Origin of the sequence: Streptomyces sp. WMMC1477 (assembly GCF_027460245.1) — a bacterium.
Taxonomy (GTDB): Bacteria; Actinomycetota; Actinomycetes; order Streptomycetales; family Streptomycetaceae; genus Streptomyces.
The window spans coordinates 3994154-4014128 of the sequence record NZ_JAPZBD010000003.1 but is presented as its reverse complement, the minus strand read 5'-3'; the positions used below and the strand labels follow the sequence as shown (position 1 = coordinate 4014128).

The window sequence follows — 19975 nt, the reverse complement described above, 5'->3', positions numbered from 1 at the left end:
ATGTCGGGAAGCTCACAGGTCTGCCCGCACTTGCGCCCTGATGCGCGCGGCCGAGGCCCGCGCATGCCACCATCATCCGGGCGGTGACGCGTGATACGGGACAGAGACCAGCAGTCGGAGCAGCAGCAGCCGGGTGGGCCCTCCACAGAGAAGGAGGGCCGCCGGGCGGACGTCGCACACCCGCCGGCGGCACCCGCGCCCGCGCGGGACGGCGGCGACGACGGCGTGGCCGAGGCTCCCGCCCCGCCGCGGCCTCCCGACCTTCCGACCACCCGCACGACCGGCACCGGCAGCACGAGCAGCACCGGTACAACCACCGGCGCCGGCACAGCCACCGGGACCGGCCACGTCAACGGCACCGCCCGGGCGGCGCAGTCCGGCCCCGCGGCCGGGCTGCGACATCTGCTGCGGCGGGCGGCGGGCTGGCCCCCGCACCCCGAGGGTGACGGCTCCGACCAGCTCGAGAGCGACGAACCGCTGCTGTCGGCGCGGGTGCACCGCCCCTCGGACCTGATGCGGCTGCTGCTCGGCACGGTCGGCATCGCCGTCGTCCTGGCCATCGCCTACTTCGCCCATGCGACGACGGCGGGGATCGAGCAGGACATCGACAAGGGCGCGGGCCAGGCTCCGCCCCTGGTCATCAGCATCCTGGGGGTGGTCTCCAGCATCGCGGTGCTGATCGTTCCGGTGGCCTTCGCCATCGAACGGCTGATCAAACGCGACGGGCTGCGGATCGCCGACGGCGTGCTGGCGGCCGTGCTCGCGCACGGCGTCTCACTCACTGCCGCGTTGTGGATCGCCGAGGCGGCGCCCCTCCCGATCCAGGAGGCCTTCACCAAGCCGGCGCCCGGCGGCGGGATGACCGATCCCGTGCACAACTACCTGGGGCCGGTCATCGCCTACATGACGGCGGTCGGGATGGCCCGCAGGCCGCGCTGGCGGGTGCTGCTGTGGGTGGTGCTGCTGGCCGACGCGCTGTCGGTGCTGATCAGCGGCTACACCACGTCGATGGCGATCGTGCTGACGGTGCTGATCGGCTGGAGCGTCGCCTACGGAACCGTGTACGCCGTCGGCTCCCCCAACGTGCGTCCGACCGGGCAGAACCTGCTGGCGGGCCTGCGTCGGGTCGGGTTCACCCCGGTCACGGCGCTGCGCGCGGAGGACGGGTACGGCGACCACGACCGGGGCCGCCGCTACGTCGTCACGATGGAGGAGGGCCCGCCCCTCGACGTCACCATCGTGGACCGCGAGCAGCAGGCCCACGGCTACTTCTACCGTGCCTGGCGGCGGCTGGTCCTGCGCGGCATCGGCCAGCGCCGCAGTCTGCAGTCGCTGCGGCAGGCGCTGGAGCAGGAGGCGCTGCTGGCGTACGCCGCGATCGCGGCCGGGGCCAACGCGCCGAAGCTCATCGCCACCTCGGAGCTGGGGCCGGACGCCGTCATGCTCGTGTACGAGCACATCGGCGGCCGTCCCCTCGACGCGCTGCCGGAGGACGAGGTCACCGACGCCCTCATGGAGGCGTCCTGGCGGCAGGTGCGGGCGCTGCAGTCCCGGCGCATCGCCCACCGCAGGCTCAGCGGGGACGCCCTGCTGGTGGATCGTTCCGGCGCCGTCTTCCTGACCGACCTGCGGGTCGGCGAGATCGCGGCGGGCGACATCAGCCTCCGGATGGACGTCTCCCAGCTGCTGACCACCTTCGGCCTGCGGGTGGGGGCCCAGCGGGCCGTCCGCGCCGCCGTGAACGTCCTCGGGCCGGACACGGTGGCCGACAGCCTGCCGCTGCTCCAGCCGCTGGCCCTGAGCCGCAGCACCCGGCACACCCTGCGCAAGCTCGCCAAGGAGCGGGCCGAGCGGGAGCGGGAGCGGGTGCTGGAGGTCGCGAAGGCGCACCGCGAGGCCCGGGAGGCGCGGTCGAAGGAGTCGGGCGAGCCGCAGCTTCCCGAGGGAGCGGCCCGGTCGGAGGCCGCCGAGCACGAGCGAGCGGAGGCGGAGGCCGTCGACCGGGTGGTGGAGGAGACCCGGGAGGAGGACCTCCTCTCCCAGATCCGGCAGGAGGTCCTGCGCATAAGGCCGCAGGCCCCGGTCGTCCCGGTCCAGCTCGAACGCATCCGGCCGCGCACCCTGGTGAGCTTCATCGCGGGCGCGCTGGCGGTCTACTTCCTGCTCACGCAGCTCACCGGGGACAGCTTCACGGATCTGGTCTCCGACGCCCACTGGGGCTGGGTGGCGTTCGCCGTCGCCGCCTCGGCCATGAGCTACGTGGGCGCGGCGCTGAGCCTGCTCGGCTTCGTGCCGGAGAAGGTGCCGTTCCCGCGCACGGTGGCCGCGCAGGTCGCGGGTTCGTTCGTGAAGCTGGTGGCCCCCGCGGCGATCGGCGGTGTCGCGCTCAACACCCGCTTCCTCCAGCGGGCGGGCGTGCGCCCGGGGTACGCGGTGGCGAGCGTCGGCGCGTCCCAGCTCTTCGCGCTCAGCGTGCACGTCCTGCTGCTGCTGAGCTTCGGCTACATCACCGGCAAGGAGCAGGCGCCGTCCATCCCGCCGTCCCGTACGGTGATCGCCGGTCTGCTGACGGTGGCGGTCCTGGTGCTGGTCGTCTCGGCGATTCCGCCGCTGCGCCGTTTCGTCGTCACCCGGCTGCGGGTGCTGTTCGCGGGCGTGGTGCCGCGCATGCTCGACGTCGTCCAGCGGCCCACGAAGCTGGCGAGCGGCATCGGCGGCATGCTCCTGCTGACCGTGGCCTTCGTCCTGTGCCTGGACGCCTCGGTGCGGGCCTTCGGCGGTGAGGTGAGCTTCGCGATGGTCGCCGTGGTGTTCCTCGCGGGGAACGCGCTCGGCTCGGCCGCGCCCACCCCCGGCGGCCTGGGCGCGGTGGAGACGGCGCTCATCTTCGGCCTCACCACGCTCGGCGGCCTGGGCGAGGGGACCGCGGTCTCCGCGGTGCTCCTCTTCCGGCTGCTGACGTTCTGGCTGCCCGTCCTGCCCGGCTGGCTGGCGTTCACCCGGTTGACGGCCCGCAAGGCGCTGTGACGTCCGTGGGTGCGGCGGCGTGTCCGCTCACCCGGACGGTCCCGTACAGCGGGCGAGAGCTGCGGTGACGCGCTGACGATGGCATCCCCGACCGAGGGAGCCGCCATGACAGAACGCGTCCGCCGGGGATCGACCGTCGCCGCCGCCATCCTCCTCACCGCCGGCCTGGCCGGCACGTCCGGCTGCGGGGGCGGCTCCGGGGCGCCCGACGGGCGTTCGACACCGCAGGCCGCCGGGCAGTCGCCGAGTCCGCCGCCGGCACCGGAGCTGCCGTCCTCCCTGACCGGACAGCACCTGGACTGGCGGGCGTGCCCGCCCGCCCCGGCGTACGGCGGCGGTGCCGAACCGCGGGAGCCCGAGCCGCTGCCGGACGGCACGGAGTGGCGGTGCGCATCGATGAAGGCGCCGCTGGACTACGACGACCCCGACGGGGAGACGATCGAGGTCGCCCTGGTCAGGGCCGCCTCCGCGGCCGAGGGGGAGGACCGGATCGGCTCGCTGATCTTCAACTTCGGAGGCCCGGGCGGCTCCGGCGTGGCCACGCTGCCCGTCTCCGGAGCCGAGTTCGCACAGTTCCACGAGCGCTACGACCTGGTGAGCTTCGACCCGCGCGGCGTCGCCCGCACCGCCGGGGTGCGCTGCCTGTCGGACGCGGAGCTGGACGCCTACCACCAGGAGGCCACGCTCCCCACCGGCCCGTCCGAGGAGGAGACGTACCTCGACCAGCAGGCGGACTACGCGCGGGCCTGCGCGAAGAGCTCCGGGCCGATCCTGGACCACCTGCGCACGACGGACACCGCCCGTGACCTGGATCTGATGCGGCAGGTCCTCGGGGACGACCGGCTGTACTACTTCGGCATCTCCTACGGCACCGAACTGGGCGGCGTCTACGCGCACCTGTACCCGCGGCGCGTGGGCCGTGCCGTCTTCGACTCCGTCGTGGACCCGACGCTGGACCCGGCCGAGTCCGCGCTGAACCAGACGAAGGGCTTCCAGCTGGCCCTGACCAACTACCTCAAGGCGTGCGACCAGACCGGCGAGTGCCCGGTCGGCGAGACCCCCGCGCAGGGCGAGCAGGAGATCGTGGACCTGCTGGACCAGCTGGAGAAGGACCCGCTGCCGACGAACGACCCCGACGGGCGCGAGCTGAACAGCTCCCTCGCCGCGGCCGGGATCGCGCTCTCCCTGTACTCACAGGAGTTCTGGCCCGTCCTCACCGAAGGGCTGGAGGACGCCCTCAACGACGGCGACGGCACCCTGCTGCTGCGGCTGAGCGATCTGCTGAACGGTCGCCGCGAGGACGGCACGTACGACAACAGCCAGGCGGCGCTGACGGCCATCAGCTGCGCCGACACCAAGCCGCGCTACACGCTGGAGGACGTGCGCGAGCGGCTGCCGGACTTCACGGAGGCCTCGCCGGTGTTCGGGGCGTACTCGGCCTGGGGGCTGGTCTCCTGCCACGAGTGGCCGGTGGACGGCGCGTGGGAGCGCCCGACGGTGAGTGCCCCGGAGGCGGCGCCCATCGTGCTGGTCGGCATCACCGGTGACCCGGCGACCCCGTACGAGGGCGCGGCGCGGATGGCCGACCAGCTGGGCGGGGACGCGGTCGTCCTGACCTACCGGGGCGAGGGGCACGGCGCCTACAACAGCGGTGACCCGTGCGTGCAGCGGCAGGTGAACGAGTACCTGCTGAAGGGCAAGGTCCCGGAGGACGGCGCCGAGTGCGGCGGGGAGTAGGCGCGACGTGACGGCCGCCCGCCGGCCCGGCGGTCAGCGGGCGCGACCACGGGCGGACCGCACGGTCCGGACGCGCCCGGGCCGGGTGGTCCGGCCCGGGCGTCGTGCTCAGTAGACGGGCTTCTCCGGCTCGATCTGGTTCACCCAGCCGATGACGCCGCTGCCGACGTGGACGGCGTCGGAGAACCCGGCGTTCTTCAGCACCGCGAGGACTTCCGCGGACCGGACACCCGTCTTGCAGTGCAAGACGATCTTCTTGTCCTGCGGAAGGCCCTGGAGGGCGTTGCCCATCAGGAAGTCGTTCTTCGGGACGAGCCGGGCGCCCGGGATCGAGACGATCTCGTACTCGTTCGGCTCGCGCACATCGATGATGTCGATGCTCTCGCCCTCGTCGATCCAGGCCTTGAGCTGCTTCGGCGTGATCGTCGAACCGGCCGCGGCCTCCTGGGCCTCGTCGGAGACGACACCGCAGAACGCCTCGTAGTCGATCAGCTCGGTGACGGTCGGGTTCTCACCGCACACCGCGCAGTCCGGGTCCTTGCGGACCTTGACCTGGCGGTAGGTCATCTCCAGGGCGTCGTAGATCATCAGCCGGCCGAGCAGCGGGTCGCCGATGCCCGCGAGCAGCTTGATGGCCTCGTTGACCTGGATCGAACCGATGGAGGCGCACAGCACGCCCAGCACGCCGCCCTCGGCGCAGGAGGGGACCATGCCCGGCGGCGGGGGCTCGGGGTAGAGGCAGCGGTAGCACGGACCGTGCTCGCTCCAGAACACCGACGCCTGGCCGTCGAAGCGGTAGATCGAGCCCCACACGTACGGCTTGTTCAGCAGCACGCAGGCGTCGTTGACCAGGTAGCGGGTGGCGAAGTTGTCGGTGCCGTCGACGATCAGGTCGTACTGGGCGAACAGCTCCATCACGTTCGTCGAGTCGAGGCGCTCCTTGTGCAGGTTGACCTGCACGTAGGGGTTGATCCCGAGCACCGTGTCCTTGGCGGACTCGGCCTTGGAGCGGCCGATGTCGGCCTGGCTGTGGATGATCTGGCGCTGGAGGTTCGACTCGTCGACCTCGTCGAACTCCACGATGCCCAGCGTGCCCACGCCCGCGGCGGCGAGGTACATGAGGGCGGGCGAGCCGAGACCGCCGGCGCCCACGCACAGCACCTTGGCGTTCTTCAGCCGCTTCTGCCCCTCCATCCCGACGTCCGGGATGATCAGATGGCGGGAGTACCGGCGGACCTCGTCGACGGTGAGCTCGGCAGCCGGCTCGACCAGCGGTGGCAGCGACACGGAGACCTCAGCTTGGGTGGTCGGAACGTACGGTTGTTCTGTCCGTAACACTGCCACGCGCGATCTCATTCCGAGATGGCCGTTCCGGTCCGCGAGATGATGTCGTCCCAGTAGCCGGGCAGCGTCTCGAACGGGTCAGTGCCGGAGCTCCTGGATCCGGACGATACGCCGAGAATCGGCCGCCGTGGCCGATCCGTGGCATCCGTCACGTAGACGGTCCCGGCGCCCTGCCAGCGCGCGATCCGCAGCGCCTCCTCCAGATGCCCGCGCGGCACCCCGTGGACGAGGTGGCAGAAGCGCGACGGCGGGTGGTCCGCCGTCCACGCCGCCGCCTCGGACCAGCGGTAGTCGGTCCAGCTGCCCCGGAAGGCGACGAGCTGCTCGACGAGGTCCAGATAGCCGGGGTGCGGATAGGCGTCCGTGCCCAGGACCACGTGGAGCGGCGGGTGGCCGTGCTCGGCGGCGACCGAGCGCAGCGCGCCGACGGCGGTGGCGGTCGCCGGGAGCGCGGCGAGGGCGGCCGGGGCGCGGTCGAGGTAGAAACCGGCGACCCCGTACCAGTCCAGGAACCGGCCCGCCTCGGTCAGCAGCTCCGCGCCCGGCCGACTGCCGCGCCGGAAGTCGAGATGGCCGAGGAGCGGCACGCCCGCCGAGCGCAGCCGCGACGCCGCCGTCAGGCAGTACGGGTCGGGACGCGCCCCGGCGCCGCCGGTCACCGGCACCTTGAGGACAGCCCAGTGCACCGGCGCGTCCGGCCGGACGAGCTCCGCCCACTCCACCGGGGCCAGCATCGGGTGCGCGTAGCCCGGCGCCCCGACACCGAGCCGGCCCGCGCGGCGGCCCGGGGGCGCCGGAACCCGTCTCAGATCCGACACGCCGCCTCCATCCAGATGTCCGCCAGCGACTCCTCCAGCCCGATGCGGGGACGCCAGCCGAGCCGGTCCCGCGCGGTGCGCACGTCGGCCTGCTGCCAGGCGCCGCAGCCGTCGGGGTAGGGCGGCTGCGCGTGCCCGGGGCCGAGGTGGGGCTCGTCCAGCTCCAGGACGGAGCCGGTGTAGCCGGCCACCCGCACGAGCGTCCCGGCGGCCTCCCGCAGCCGTACCGCCCGCCCGGTGCCGATGTTGACGACGCCCTGGGCGGCCGACAGCGAGGCCGCGTGCACGGCCCGGGCGACGTCCCGGACGTCCACGAAGTCCCGCTGGACGCCGAGCCCCGCCAGCTTGAGCTCGTGGTCGCCGTGCTGCATGGCCCGGCGCATCGCCTCGGCCAGGCGGCCGAGCGGCGAGCCCGCCGGGGTGCCCGGCCCGGCCGGGGAGAAGACGCGCAGCACGATGGCGTCCAGGCCCGAGCCGAGGACCAGTTCCGTGGCGGCGAGCTTGCTGACGCCGTAGTGGCCCCCCGGCCGCGGCACGGCGTCCTCGGCCGTGGACGAGCCGGACGGGGACGGCCCGTACTCGGCTGCGCAGCCCACGTGCACCAGCCGGGCCGTGCAGCCGCTGCGCCGCAGCGCCTCGCACACGGTGGCGGTGCCGACGGTGTTGTGGCGCAGCAGGTCGCGGGCGGTGCCCCGGATGGCTCCGGCGCAGTTGATGACGACGCCGGGATGGACGGCGTCCAGGAAGCGGGTGAGCGCGCCCGGGCTGCCGTTGGACAGGTCGAAGCGGACGTCGGAGTCGTCCCGGCGGCCGAGCGCCGTGAGCTGCACGGCCGGGTCGGCGAGGAGTCGGTCGGCCACGAAACGGCCGAGGAAGCCGTTGGCCCCGAGCAGCAGCACCCTCATCGTGCTTCCTCCCCTGGGAGGCGGAAGACGCCGGCGACGTACGACACGGTCATCGGTTGAGCTCCTTGCTGGTGCTGGTGGTGAGCGGATGGTGGGCGGGAGCGGGCGGACGGTGGCCCGGGGCCGGCGCCCGGCCGGCGGCGGGCCGTCCGTGGCCCGGTGCCCCGGGGACGACGAAGCCGGGCGCGCCCCCCGCCGAGGCGGGCCGGTGGGCGGAGGCGCCGGTCAGAGCGGTGGCTGCGTAGCCGAGCAGGGCCAGGCAGGCCAGGGCGCAGGCGAGCGCCGGGATCGCGGCGGGCCCGGGCCCGGCGACGGCCCACCGCAGCGGTTCCGCCACCGCGTCGAGGCCGGGCAGCCGGGCCGCGGCGGCGACGCCGAGGGTCAGGCACTCGGCGGCGCAGGCGGCGCCGAGCCCCAGCGCCGCGGCGCGCGGGAAACCGTGCGCGGCCAGCAGCAGCACGGCGAGGAAGAGCAGCCCGAGCGCGGTGACGGCCGCGGTCCGCGCGTCCACCGCGCCCGGGCCCACGGGGGCGCCGGTGAGGGCGGACCGGGCTCCGGCCTGGACGGCGAGGAGGGCGAGGGCGCACAGGGCGACGGAGGCGGCCAGGGCGGGGCGGACGCGGGCCGCGAAGTCGCCCAGGCTGCGGCTGACGGCGAGCCGGCGCCGGGCCGAGGCGGCGAACCGCTGGGCGCACCCGGCCGCCGGGGCGACGGCGCAGGCCAGGGACAGCGCGACCCAGGCCGGGGCCGGGCCCGGCGCGGTGCCGGGTTCGAGGAGGGCGCGCAGGAGCCCGTCGCCGAAGAGGGCGTAGCCGGTGAGCCAGCAGCCGGCCAGCACGGTGGGCGCCCCGAGCGGGACCCCGCGCAGGCACAGCCGCAGGGCGCCGGCGCAGAGCAGCGCCCCGGCGAGGAGGACGAGCCAGCGCAGGGCCGCGGGCACGGGCACGGTGAGGACGAGGGCGGCCAGGAGGCCGGGCAGCAGCCAGGGCAGTCCGCGCACGGCCGCGCGGGTCCGGTCGGGCGGGGAGCCGGCCGGACGTCGGCCGCCCGCCGCCCGGTCCGTGTCCCCGTCCGCGCCGACGGCCCCGCCCGGACCCGCGGCCCGCTCCGCGCCCAGGCCCCCGTCCGGGCGGGCCGATGCACCGGGGGCGCGGGCGAACATCTCCTCGGCGAGCGCGAAGACGTCCCGGTGCCGGTAGCGGGCGGCCGCGCGGTCGTTGATGCCGTGGGCCTCCAGCGCGGCGGCGATCTCCAGGGGGTGGACGGCCCGTTCGCACAGCTTCCGGTGCTGGTGGAGCAGGGCTCGCACGGGGTCGGCGGGGCCGTGCCGGGCCGGCGCCGGTCTGCTCCTGTCCCGCTGCGGCGCTGCGGCCGCGGTGCCGCGCAGGGCGGCCGACGAGCGGTCGTCCCAGGCTCCGGGGCTGCGGGGGGCACGCGGTTCGTACTCCACGGCGCTCACCCCCGGTTCTCCGGCTCGGCGGCACCGGCCACGGCGGGCACCGGGGCACACGCCGGCACCGGTTCGCGCTCCGGCACCGGCTCGCGGCCCGGAACCGGCTCGCCCGCGGCGCGGGCCCAGCTCGGGACCTGGGCCTGGCCCTGAGGCTGGGCCTGGGCATGGGCCGGGGCGTGGGCGGGGGACGTCGGGGAGGCCGTGGGCGCGGGACGCACCGGGGCTCGGCGCGCCGCCGCCCAGCGGCCCGGCACCTGCCCCTCCGCCGTCCGCCCGAAGGGGTGGGCCGAGGGGGCGGCGAGCGGTTCCCCGGCGCGGCGGCCGGCGATCAGCTCCAGGTACATGCCGTGGAAGGCCTGGAGGTTCTGTTCGACGGTGAACAGCTCCAGTGCCCGGGCCCGGGCCGCCGCGCCGAGCCGGGCCCGGCGGGCGGGGTCGCGCAGGAGCTGCAGGCACGCCTCGGCCAGGGCCCGCGGGTTGCGCGGCGGGACGACGAGACCGGTGCCGCCGATGACCTCGCAGACGGCGCCCGCGTCCGTGGAGACGGTGGCCCGGCCGCTGAACATCGCCTCGACGAGCGAGACCGGGAAGCCCTCGACCACGCTGGACAGGACGACGACGGTGGCCCCCGCGTAGGCGTCGGCAGGCCGGGGCACGGCGGGGCTGCCCACCTCCGTGAAGGTGACGGGGTTCGTGCCGACACTGCGCGGGTCGGCGGCCTCGTCGGGGAAGAGCTGGGCGGCCAGGGCCCGGCAGTGTGCGGCGTAGCCCTCGTCGGCCCGCCCGCCGGTCTCCACGAGGAGCAGCCGGGCGCGCGGTTCGGCGCGGCGGACCTCCGCGAACGCGTGCAGCAGGGCCACGAGGTCCTTCGCCGGCGCGAGGGGCCCGGTCCACACGAGCGTCGGGTCCGGGTCGGGCGCGCCGTCGTCCTCGTCGACGGCGGCGAAGGGGTGGGCGTCCATGCCCGGGTAGACGGTGCGCTGACGGTCGCGGTCGGCGCCGCAGCGCTCCTGCCAGCGCCGGGCGTGGGCGTTGCCGGGGGTGATGATCTCGGCGCACCGGTAGGCCTCGCCGGCCAGCCGGGTCTGGAAGGAGGCGAGCAGGGCCCGCACGGGTGCCGCCGCGGCGGCGGGCGCCACGGCGCGCGCGGCTCCGCCGAGGTACTGCTCGCGCACCCGGACGCCGTACTCGGTCAGCAGGAGCGGCACGCCGAAGCGGCGCCGGGCGAGGAGCCCGGGCAGCACGCCGGGACCGCCGCCGACGGCGTGGCACAGGTCGGCGGTGGACAGGCCGGGGTCGCTCTCGTCGGCGTCGGCCGGCGCGGCGTACCAGTCGAGCGACAGCGGCCGCAGAGCGCGTTCGAGGCGCTCCATGACGGCGAGCAGGTCGGCGACGGTCGCCGAGCGGACGGCCCGCAGTGCTTCCGGCGCCCGGCAGGCGGCCTCCAGGACGCGGAGGGCCCGCTCGGAGCACAGGGCGGCGGAAAGCCGTCCCGGCTCGGTCCCGGCGAGGTCGGCGAGGCCGTGGAGCCCGTTGGCGAAACGGTCCGCCTGTGGCGCCTCGGCGCAGACGGCGCCCGTCAGCTCGGCGAGGTGCTCCTCGAACTGCGCCCGGACCCGGCGTCCGTAGCCACGGCGTTCGCCCGGTCCGCCGCCGTCCGGCGGCCCCCACAGCCGGGCGGTGCGCACACCGCGCACCTGCGGGGGCAGCGCGAGGCGCTCTCCCTCGGCCTGCCGACGGCTGCGGCTGAGCGCGTACACGGTGAACTCGTGACCGGCCAGCCCGTGAACCAGCTGTTCGCACCAGTGGACGGACTCGCCCCGGACGTACGGGAAACCGCCCTCGGTGAGGAGTGCGATCCGCACGGCGTCACCCCCGATCTTCTCCTGTTCCGGCGCAACGGGATGACGCTATGCGGGCGACACGGGGGGATGATGGACGGTTGTCCGCTCTACCACCGGAAGGGGTGAACTACCGTGACCTTCCGCCCCCTTCGGCGTTCCGCCCGGGTAGGGCACGGGCAGGAGCGGCGGCGGGGCGGCGGACGCCCGGCTCACGCCCCCGGATGCGGCCAGGCGTTGGGGCGGCAGGTGCGGTCACCCGTGGTGAGGGTCTTCGTCTGCTGCATCATGACCGGGGCGAGCGCGCCGTCTTCCGGGCAGAACTCGTGCCCGAGCCCGATGCGGTGCCCGACCTCGTGGTTGATCAGCATTTCCCGGTACGGGCGGATCAGATCGGGCCCGAAGGTCGGGGAGCCGTGGCCCCAACGGTAGGCGTTGATCATGATGCGCTCGGTCGCCGCCGAGTCGCACGAGACGTTGTCGACCGTCGTGTCCAGGCCGGACTTGGCGCACCACTCCGCCGTGGTCGCCGGGCTGGCCAGCGTCAGCACGAAGTCGACGGGCCCGGAGTCGACCCGCTCGAAGCTGTACGCGCTGTCACGGCTCCAGCTGCGTGCGTCGCTCAGGGTGGTGTGGACGGCCCGCGCGAACTTCGCGGCGTCCACGCCGACCTCGTCCTCGACCTCGACCCGGTAGGTCAGGCTGGTGGCGCCCTCGCCCCCTCCGCCCTGCTGACCGGGGACGACGGTGAAGGTGCCGGGCCCGTCCAGCTCCGGGTCGACGTCCTGGGTGGCCGCCAGCCACTCCTCGTAGGTCGGTTCCCGCTCCTCCGGAGGATTCTCCGGCAGCTCATCCCCGGCCGGGGCCCCGCCGCCGGGCTGCTCGTCGGCCCCGGCCAGCTCCTCGGCGCCACCGCCGACCGTGGCGTCCTGGCCGACGACCAGCAGCGTCAGTCCGGCCGTGACGGCCGCCGCGCAGAGCCCGGTGAAGAGGCGCAGCCGCCCGCCCGGCCCCCCGCCCGGCACGGCCTCGGGATCCGGGGCGCCGGGGGCGTCGCCTCCGCCCGGGCCCGAGTCCGGCGCCGCCTGGGGCGTTTCCCCGGGCGGCGTGGCCGGCGGATCCGACGGGCCGTCGAAGGCGCTCAGGTACTCGGGGTGCGGCGCGGCGGGCGCGTCGGGGGTGCGGGGCCGCGGTATGGCCGCCGGGGGCACCGGGCCCGAAGATCCGGGCCGCGGCGTTCCCTGGCCGGACCCCGGCGGTCGACCGTGGCCGGGCGGCGGGGGCTGGCCGTGACCGGGCCACGGGCGTGGGCCCTGACCGGGCCGCGAGGGCTGCCCCTGCCCGGGGACCGGGCGCGCCCCCTGGACGGGACCGCGTGGCGCCTGCCCCGGAGCGGGCGCGGCAGTCTGGGCACGGCCCGCCGACGGGCCCTGGGCACGGCCCGGCGGCGGGCCCTGGACGGAACCCGGTGCCGGGCCGTCGGCTCCGCCCCGGGACGGCAGGCCCTCGGCACCGGCCGGAGACTGGTCAGCGGAGGGGCGCGACCACGGGTCGTCCGGCCGGGGGCGCGGCGGGGTGGACGTCGCCCCGTCGCGGGGGGTGCGGCGGGGCCGGCTGTGACGTCCCACGTTCCCCTCAGCTCCCGTTCGGCTCGACTGCGTTCTCCCCGGCGTCTCCGCCGGCGCTCCGGGCGCGCTCCCCGCTCTCGGCCAGCAGCCGGCGGAAGGCCGCCGCCACCTCCCGCGGATACTCCATCATGGCCACGTGCCCGGCCTCGGGCAGGGTCACCAGGCGGGAGTCGCGGAAGGCTCGGCTCGCCTTGCGTGACATGCGGTAGGAGACGAGCTGGTCACGACGGCCGTAGATCAGCAGGGTCGGTGCGAGGACGCGTTCGGCCTGCCGCCACAGCGAGTACTGCCCGCCGAGCGTGTAGGCGTCGACGACCCCGCGCGCGGATCGGGCGAGGCTATCCCAGAAATACGGCAGCCGCAGCCGCCGCTCGAATTCCAGGGCCGCCTCGGCCAGGCTCTCCTCGGTGGCCCGGCCCGGGTCGCCGTAGCAGAGCTTGAGCAGTGCGCGGGTGTGCTGCTCCCCCGTCATACCCCGGGCGAGCCTGCGGTACGCCTGGACGACGCCGGGAACCGCGAGCAGGGCCGTCGGCAGCGCCGTGCGCTGCGGGAGCAGTTCCGGCAGGGCCGGGGAGACGAGCGTCAGGGTGCGCACGAGGTCGGGCCGGGCGGCGGCCACCCGGGTGGTGACCGCACCGCCGAGGGAGTTACCGAAGAGGTGCACCGGACCGCGCCGGGCGGAGTCGAGGTGCCGGATGACGGCATGGGCGTGCGCGGCGACCGTGTACCGCCCGTCCTCGGGGGGAGGCGACCAGCCGAAGCCCGGGAGGTCGAGCGCCACGCCGTCCACCGCCCCGGACAGCTCCTCCATCAGGGCCGTCCAGTTCAGCGAGGAGCCGCCCAGGCCGTGGACGAAGAGCGCGGGCGGCACACCGTCCGGTACCCGCCCCGGCATGTCGCGGACGGCCAGGGTGAGACCGGGCAGGGACACCGTGCGCGGGGGGTGCCGCAGGGGGCCGCCACCGGCCGCGGGCGCGGGTTCCGACGGCCCACGGCGCTGTGCTGCGGTCCGCGCGTGGGGAGGGTCGGTAGAAGCCATGCCTGGCATGTTACGGCTTGATCACGCGGGCGATCACGGGAGCGCTCGCGTGTTCGGGGTCACACACCACCTCGCGCGCCGATGCGGCGGCCCATAGGCTCGTGTGAGGAGGCGGGCGTCTGGGTAAGGGGTGGCGTCACGCCCGTCATGCCAGGAGATCAGACCGATCCGGACACCTTCGAGGAGATCGTGAACGACGACAAGCGGCGCCGTGCCGCCGAGGAACCGGGAACCGAGACGCCGGAGGCCCCCGAGGCCGACGTGGCGGAACAGCACACCGAGCTCGTGGAACCCCAGGAGGAGGCCCTGCCCGGCCCGACCCGGGACGACGTCGACCCCGCCGACGCGGCGGACCAGGCGCGCGTCGTGGAGATGAACGAGGACGAGTACCGGTGACGACCGGAGGTGCGCCCGGCATACCCGCCGCGCACCCGGCACCAGGTTCGGACAGACCGTCACGAGCCGGTCATTTCGCTGTCCGGAAAGTGAAAAACTGCGGCCGGAGCGCGCGGGTACCGGTTACCCGAAAGTACGATGACGGGTGCGGCGCACCTTCGCGCCCGGAACGAACCAGGGAGGCGGCGTGACAGCCATCGAGCAGACCGAGGCACGTCCGCGGGGCACCCGCCTGCCGCGGCGGGCACGGCGCAACCAGTTGCTGGGAGCCGCGCAGGAGGTCTTCGTAGCCCAGGGCTACCACGCGGCGGCGATGGACGACATCGCCGACCGGGCAGGCGTCAGCAAGCCGGTGCTCTACCAGCACTTCCCGGGGAAGCTCGACCTCTACATGGCCCTGCTCGACCAGCACTGCGAGGCGCTCCTCCAGGCCGTGCACACGGCCCTGGAGACGACGACCGACAACAAGCAGCGCGTGGCGGCCACGATGGACGCCTACTTCCGGTTCGTGGAGAACGAGGGCGGCGCCTTCCGGCTCGTCTTCGAGTCGGACCTGACGAACGAGCCAGCCGTCCGCGAGCGGGTGGACAAGGTGAGCCTGGAGTGCGCGGAGGCGGTCAGCGCCGTCATCGCCGAGGACACCAAGCAGCCGCAGGAGCAGTCGATGCTGCTGGCCGTCGGGCTGTGCGGCCTGGCCCAGATCACCGCGCGCTACTGGCTGGGAGCGGGCCAGCCCATTCCCAAGGACGCGGCCGCCTCCCTGATCTCCTCCCTCGCCTGGCGCGGGATCGCCGGCTTCCCGCTGCACGACTGACGAGACGGTACGCCGCTTGGTACGCCGCTCCCCCGGGGTCGGGGGCGCCGACCGCGCCCGCCACGCGGTCCGCCTGTTCGCCACGGGCGTGGCGGGCGGGCGGATGGGGGCGCTGCGGCCGGGCTAGGGTGAGGACACAGTGCGCGGTCGACCGCGCAGTCAGTGAGCGTGTCGGAAGGGTCGAAGGGACATAGCGTGGAGGTCAGGATCGGCGTGCTGCACACGCCTCGCGAGATCACCCTGGAGAGCCGGCAGAGCGCGGAGGAGATCGAGAGCACCGTGGCGGACGCGCTGGCCGGCAAGTCGGGGCTGCTGAGCCTGGAGGACGAGCACGGCCGCAAGGTGCTGGTGCCGTCCGACCGGCTCGCGTACGTGGACATCGGCGACCCGTCGGCCCGTCGCGTGGGCTTCGGCGCCGTCTGAGCCACCGCGGAGCGCCGTTCGGGTCGTCCCCGAGCACGGCGCCCACGGGCGCAGGACGTATACGACGGCGGTCGGGGGAGTTCCTCCCGGCCGCCGTTTGACGTGTGCCACCCCCGGGGTAGGAAGCGGACGGTCCCGTTCGCCGCCGGCTCGGAGGTTCTCATGCTCGGGGAAGCGCTCGGCTCCGCTCTGCTCGGTCTCGCCGTCGCCTGTGCGGCTCTGTGGTCGTTCCCCCGTCGGTTCGGGAACCCACCGCTCGTCCTGGCGACGGGCACGATCGCCGCCGCCCTGGGCGGCCTCGTCACCCGCGCCGTCCTCGGCCCGGGTCATCTGGGCGTCTCACTCCTGCTGGCGGTCGCGGTCGCCGCGGCGCTGGTGTCCCTGCTGCTCGACGGCCGCCGCGCCTACTCCCGGCCCTCCTGGGGCCACCACCGCTAGGCCCTGTCCGCCGGAGCACACCGAACGGTGACGGGAGCCGCGCCGCCATGCGGCCGGACCCTGCTGCGTGGTGGTGCTCGCCCGTGGCGGCCGGACCAGAGCGGCGACGGCGCACCGCGCCGGGGAACCTCCCGGCGGCCACACGGAAGAGGCGGGACTCCGGCCTCGACGGCGCGGGACCGCGGCGGTGAGAGTCCGGTCGCAGCGCCGACCAGCCCGGCCGCGCGTGCGTCTGACCGGCCGGAAGAGGTCTAGGCGGCCAGGCCGAGAGCGGCCATACGCTTCGTGTGCGCCTCCGTGATGCGGGAGAACATCCGGCCGACCTCCGCCAGGTCGAAGCCCTCGGCGACCCCGCCGACCAGCATGGTCGAGAGCGAGTCGCGCTCGGCCACGACCCGCTGGGCCTGCGAGAGCGCCTCGCCCATCAGCCGCCGCGCCCACAGGGCCAGCCGCCCGCTCACCCGCTGGTCGGCCTCGATGGCGGCGCGCACCCGCTCCACCGCGAAGCTGGAGTGGCCGGTGTCGTCCAGCACGCGGAGGACGAGGGCCCGGGTGTCGGAGTCCAGCCGGACGGCGACCTCCCGGTAGAAGTCCGAGGCGATGGAGTCTCCGACGTACGCCTTGATCAGGCCCTCCAGCCAGTCCGAGGGCGCGGTGAGGCGGTGGAACTCGTCCAGGGAGGAGACGAACGGAGCCATGGCCTCCGTCGGGTCCGCGTCGATGTGGGTCAGCCGCTCGCGGAGGGTGTCGAAGTGGTGGAACTCGGCCGCGGCCATGGCGGCCAGCCTGCCCTTGTCCTCAAGGGTGGGCGCCAGCTTGGCGTCCTCGGCGAGCCGCTCGAAGGCGGCCAGCTCGCCGTAGGCCAGCGCCCCCAGCAGGTCGACGACGGCCGCCCGGTAGTGGGGATCGGCGGATGCCTGCGCCCAGTCCTGCGCGGCGATGCCGGTCTCGGGGTGCGGAGAGGTGGCAGAGGTCTCAGACGTTCCCATGCGGGGCACAATAGCCCTCCCGACCTGCTGCGCAGGCGGCCAGGGCACATCGCGTCCGAGGTCCGGACGGCCGCCCCCGGAGATCGGGCCGGTGCGGATGCGCGCTTTGGCTGTACAGTGATACGGAGCCCGCCGAGTATTCGACGGGCGCATGCATGAGCGCACACGAGCCCGACGGTGGGCCACGGCCTCTGAGACGGTCCGTGTGAGAGCTCGTGTGAACGTTTATGTGTGAACAACGCATGATCCGGGAAGCTCCCGGAAAGCGGATGCCCGGTCGGTAGCACGATCGGCTCCGACCAGACCGCCCTCCGCACAGTGAGGGGCCGCTCGCGCGAGACGAGCGCTTGAGCGAGAGCTCGTGGTCCCGCGCCGCGCGCGATCAACGACGTGGACGCGGTACGACCCGCCTCGCCGCCTTGTGTCGCGTCTCATGGAAGAGGCACACCCTGTCCACCACGACTTTCCGCGAACTCGGCATCCTGACCGAGACGGCCGAGGCCCTGGAGGCCGTCGGCATCGTCAACCCCTTCCCCATCCAGGAGATGACCCTTCCCGTCGCCCTCTCCGGCGGTGACGTCATCGGCCAGGCCAAGACCGGCACCGGCAAGACCCTGGGCTTTGGTCTGCCGCTCCTGGAGACCGTCACCGTCCCCGCCGACGTCGAGGCGGGCCGGGCCACGGCCGAGCAGCTCACCGACGCGCCGCAGGCGCTCGTGGTCGTCCCCACCCGCGAGCTCTGCCAGCAGGTGACCAACGACCTGCTCACCGCCGGCAAGGTGCGCAACGTGCGCGTCCTGTCCATCTACGGCGGCCGGGCCTACGAGCCGCAGGTCGAGGCGCTGCGCAAGGGCGTCGACATCGTCGTCGGCACCCCCGGGCGCCTGCTGGACCTGGCCGGGCAGCGCAAGCTCGACCTGAAGCAGGTGCGGGCCCTCGTCCTGGACGAGGCCGACGAGATGCTGGACCTGGGCTTCCTGCCCGACGTCGAGAAGATCATCCAGCAGCTCCCGGTGAAGCGGCAGACCATGCTCTTCTCCGCCACGATGCCGGGGCAGGTCATCTCGCTGGCCCGCCGCTACATGTCGCAGCCCACGCACATCCGCGCCACCGCGCCGGACGACGAGGGCGCCACCGTGGCGAACACCACACAGCACGTCTTCCGGGCCCACTCCATGGACAAGGTGGAGATGGTCGCCCGCATCCTCCAGGCCGAGGGCCGCGGACTGGTGATGATCTTCACCCGGACGAAGCGCACCGCGGCCGACGTCGCCGAGCAGCTCACCCGACGCGGCTTCGCCGCCGGAGCCGTCCACGGCGACCTCGGCCAGGGCGCCCGCGAGCAGGCGCTGCGCGCCTTCCGAAACGGCAAGGTGGACGTCCTCGTCTGCACCGACGTGGCCGCACGCGGCATCGACGTCGAGGGTGTGACCCACGTCATCAACTACCAGACGCCCGAGGACGAGAAGACCTACCTGCACCGCATCGGCCGCACCGGCCGGGCCGGGGCCTCCGGTACGGCCGTCACGCTCGTCGACTGGGACGACATCCCGCGCTGGCAGCTGATCAACAAGGCTCTGGAACTGAGCTTCCCCGACCCGCCGGAGACGTACTCCACCTCGCCGCACCTCTACGAGCTGCTGGGCATCCCGGACGGCACGAAGGGTGTCCTGCCGCGGGCCGAGCGCACGCGCGCGGGGCTGGCCGCCGAGGAGGTCGAGGACCTGGGCGAGCCGGGCGGACGCCGCGGTCGCGGGGCGAAGGCCGCCGCTCCCGCGGAGGAGCGCCCCCGCCGGGCCCGCAACACCCGCACCCGTCGCCGCACGCGCGGCGGCGTCTCCGTGGAGGGCTCCTCCGCGGACGCGGCCTCCGGCTCCGACGCCCGTCCGGCCGCCGGACGGCCGGAGTCGGGTGACGCGGCGGCCCCTGCCGCCCAGGAGGGCACGGCGGCCCGCAAGCCGCGCCGTCGTCGCCGTCGCACGCGCTCGTCCTCGGCGGAGTCGAAGGCGGAGTGACGCGCGGGGGCCCGCCCCCGTCCCCAGGAGCCGCGGACCACGGCACCGGAGCCTCGGGCTCCGCTGTCGCGGTCCGCGGCTCCTGCCGTATGCCCCGGTCGCCGCGCCCGCGGCGGCGGACGCTAGCGTCGGCGCATGAGCAAGCCGCCGTTCCTGAAGCTGCCGCCCGGAGGCCGCGCGTACCGGCTCCACACCTCCCGGGGCGCGTTCGCCGTCCACGACGCGGGGACGCCCCGGCTGGGCACCGCCCTGCTGCTGCCCGGCTTCACCGGGAGCAAGGAGGACTTCGTCGCACTGCTCGGCCCGCTCGCCGACGCCGGCTTCCGGGTCGTCGCGGTGGACGGCCTGGGCCAGTACGAGTCCGACGGCCCGGCCGACGAGGACGCCTACGCCCTGCCGGAGCTCGCCGCGGACGTCCTGGCCCAGGCCGAGGCGCTCGGCGCCGGCCCCCTGCATCTGCTCGGCCACTCGCTCGGCGGCCTCATCGCCCGGGCCGCCGTGCTGCGCGACGCCGCGCCCTTCCGCTCGCTCACGCTCATGAGCAGCGGCCCCGAGGCCACCTCGCCCCTCCAGCAGGACCGGGTCAGGATGCTGACCGAGGCGCTGCGGACGTTCACGATGGCGGAGGTGTGGGAACACATGCGCGCCCTGGACCCACCGGAGGCCGCCGACGCCGCCACCCCGCCGGAGGTGGAGGAGTTCCTGCGCGACCGCTGGCTCACCACCGCCCCCGCCCAGCTCGTCGCCACCGGCCGCATCCTGACCGGCGAGCCCGACCGCGTCGCGGAGCTGGCGGCCGTCCCGCTGCCCCGGCACGTCGTGTCCGGCGCCACCGACTACGCCTGGCCGGTCCCGCTGCTGGCCGACATGGCCCGCCGGCTCGACGCCCCGCACACCGTCATCGACGGCGCCGACCACTCCCCCAACGCCGACCGGCCCACGGAGACGGCCGCCGCCCTCGCGAGATTCTGGGCGGCCCACTGACGCCCCACCGCCGGGCCTCCTCACCCCCGGGACTTCGCGGCGGACCTCTCCGCCTTCCTGGACGGTCTGAAGCTCGAACACGCCGTGCTCATCGGCGGCTCCAGCGGCGGCGTCCAGGCCCGGA

General features: G+C 74.8%; 16 protein-coding genes. 8 read left to right on the top strand and 8 right to left on the bottom strand.

Annotated features, from left to right (window positions below; translation table 11 throughout):
- Window positions 1-90: 90 nt before the first annotated feature.
- Together O7609_RS18075 and O7609_RS18070 are read left to right on the top strand one after the other, a co-directional pair.
- Complete coding sequence (locus O7609_RS18075) at window positions 91-3027, top strand: lysylphosphatidylglycerol synthase transmembrane domain-containing protein (protein WP_443072157.1); 2937 nt, start codon at window positions 91-93, stop codon at window positions 3025-3027.
- Between the two features lie 105 nt (window positions 3028-3132).
- Window positions 3133-4764, top strand: a complete 1632-nt coding sequence (locus O7609_RS18070; RefSeq protein WP_269735954.1) for an alpha/beta hydrolase — start codon at window positions 3133-3135, stop codon at window positions 4762-4764.
- 108 nt (window positions 4765-4872) lie between these two features.
- On the opposite strand, the gene moeZ is transcribed toward O7609_RS18070, so the two are convergent.
- From moeZ to O7609_RS18035, 7 genes are all read right to left on the bottom strand, one after another.
- On the bottom strand, window positions 4873-6051 hold the full coding sequence (moeZ, locus tag O7609_RS18065) for an adenylyltransferase/sulfurtransferase MoeZ (protein WP_269735955.1): 1179 nt from the start codon (window positions 6049-6051) through the stop codon (window positions 4873-4875).
- 65 nt (window positions 6052-6116) lie between these two features.
- Window positions 6117-6926: a spherulation-specific family 4 protein gene (locus O7609_RS18060; protein WP_269735956.1), complete on the bottom strand. Its 810-nt coding sequence runs from the start codon at window positions 6924-6926 to the stop codon at window positions 6117-6119.
- The gene (locus tag O7609_RS18055; protein WP_269735957.1) at window positions 6914-7831 is read right to left on the bottom strand and encodes an NAD-dependent epimerase/dehydratase family protein; all 918 of its coding nucleotides are present in this window, start codon (window positions 7829-7831) and stop codon (window positions 6914-6916) included. Before O7609_RS18055 ends, O7609_RS18060 begins: the two co-directional genes overlap by 13 nt.
- A 49-nt stretch (window positions 7832-7880) precedes the next feature.
- Complete coding sequence (locus O7609_RS18050) at window positions 7881-9281, bottom strand: hypothetical protein (protein ID WP_269735958.1); 1401 nt, start codon at window positions 9279-9281, stop codon at window positions 7881-7883.
- A gap of 5 nt (window positions 9282-9286) precedes the next feature.
- Window positions 9287-11149, bottom strand: coding sequence for a DUF3492 domain-containing protein (locus tag O7609_RS18045; RefSeq protein WP_269743891.1), 1863 nt, complete (start codon window positions 11147-11149; stop codon window positions 9287-9289).
- A 188-nt stretch (window positions 11150-11337) separates the two neighbouring features.
- The gene (locus tag O7609_RS18040) at window positions 11338-12336 is read right to left on the bottom strand and encodes a DUF3152 domain-containing protein (protein WP_269735960.1); all 999 of its coding nucleotides are present in this window, start codon (window positions 12334-12336) and stop codon (window positions 11338-11340) included.
- 424 nt (window positions 12337-12760) lie between these two features.
- Entirely contained in the window at window positions 12761-13792 is a 1032-nt protein-coding gene (locus O7609_RS18035; protein ID WP_269735961.1) for an alpha/beta fold hydrolase, read from the bottom strand.
- A 147-nt stretch (window positions 13793-13939) separates the two neighbouring features.
- On the opposite strand from O7609_RS18035, the gene O7609_RS18030 reads away from it, so the two are divergent.
- From O7609_RS18030 to O7609_RS18015, 4 genes are all read left to right on the top strand, one after another.
- Window positions 13940-14188 carry a hypothetical protein gene (locus O7609_RS18030; RefSeq protein WP_269735962.1) on the top strand — a complete coding sequence of 83 codons (249 nt, stop codon included), beginning with the start codon at window positions 13940-13942 and terminating at the stop codon, window positions 14186-14188.
- A gap of 187 nt (window positions 14189-14375) precedes the next feature.
- Window positions 14376-15002 (top strand): TetR/AcrR family transcriptional regulator, encoded by a 627-nt coding sequence (locus tag O7609_RS18025; RefSeq protein ID WP_269735963.1) that lies wholly within the window; start codon window positions 14376-14378, stop codon window positions 15000-15002.
- 195 nt (window positions 15003-15197) lie between these two features.
- Window positions 15198-15425, top strand: a complete 228-nt coding sequence (locus O7609_RS18020) for a DUF3107 domain-containing protein (RefSeq protein WP_219092018.1) — start codon at window positions 15198-15200, stop codon at window positions 15423-15425.
- Window positions 15426-15587: 162 nt separating this feature from the next.
- On the top strand, window positions 15588-15863 hold the full coding sequence (locus O7609_RS18015; protein ID WP_269735964.1) for a hypothetical protein: 276 nt from the start codon (window positions 15588-15590) through the stop codon (window positions 15861-15863).
- Between the two features lie 251 nt (window positions 15864-16114).
- Here O7609_RS18015 and O7609_RS18010 read toward each other — a convergent pair whose 3' ends face one another.
- The gene (locus O7609_RS18010) at window positions 16115-16852 is read right to left on the bottom strand and encodes a ferritin-like fold-containing protein (RefSeq protein ID WP_269735965.1); all 738 of its coding nucleotides are present in this window, start codon (window positions 16850-16852) and stop codon (window positions 16115-16117) included.
- Window positions 16853-17271: 419 nt separating this feature from the next.
- Here O7609_RS18010 and O7609_RS18005 point away from each other — a divergent pair, with 419 nt between their 5' ends.
- Together O7609_RS18005 and O7609_RS18000 are read left to right on the top strand one after the other, a co-directional pair.
- On the top strand, window positions 17272-18867 hold the full coding sequence (locus tag O7609_RS18005; RefSeq protein ID WP_269743890.1) for a DEAD/DEAH box helicase: 1596 nt from the start codon (window positions 17272-17274) through the stop codon (window positions 18865-18867).
- A gap of 135 nt (window positions 18868-19002) precedes the next feature.
- Complete coding sequence (locus O7609_RS18000; protein WP_269743889.1) at window positions 19003-19851, top strand: alpha/beta fold hydrolase; 849 nt, start codon at window positions 19003-19005, stop codon at window positions 19849-19851.
- The last annotated feature ends 124 nt before the right edge of the window (window positions 19852-19975 follow it).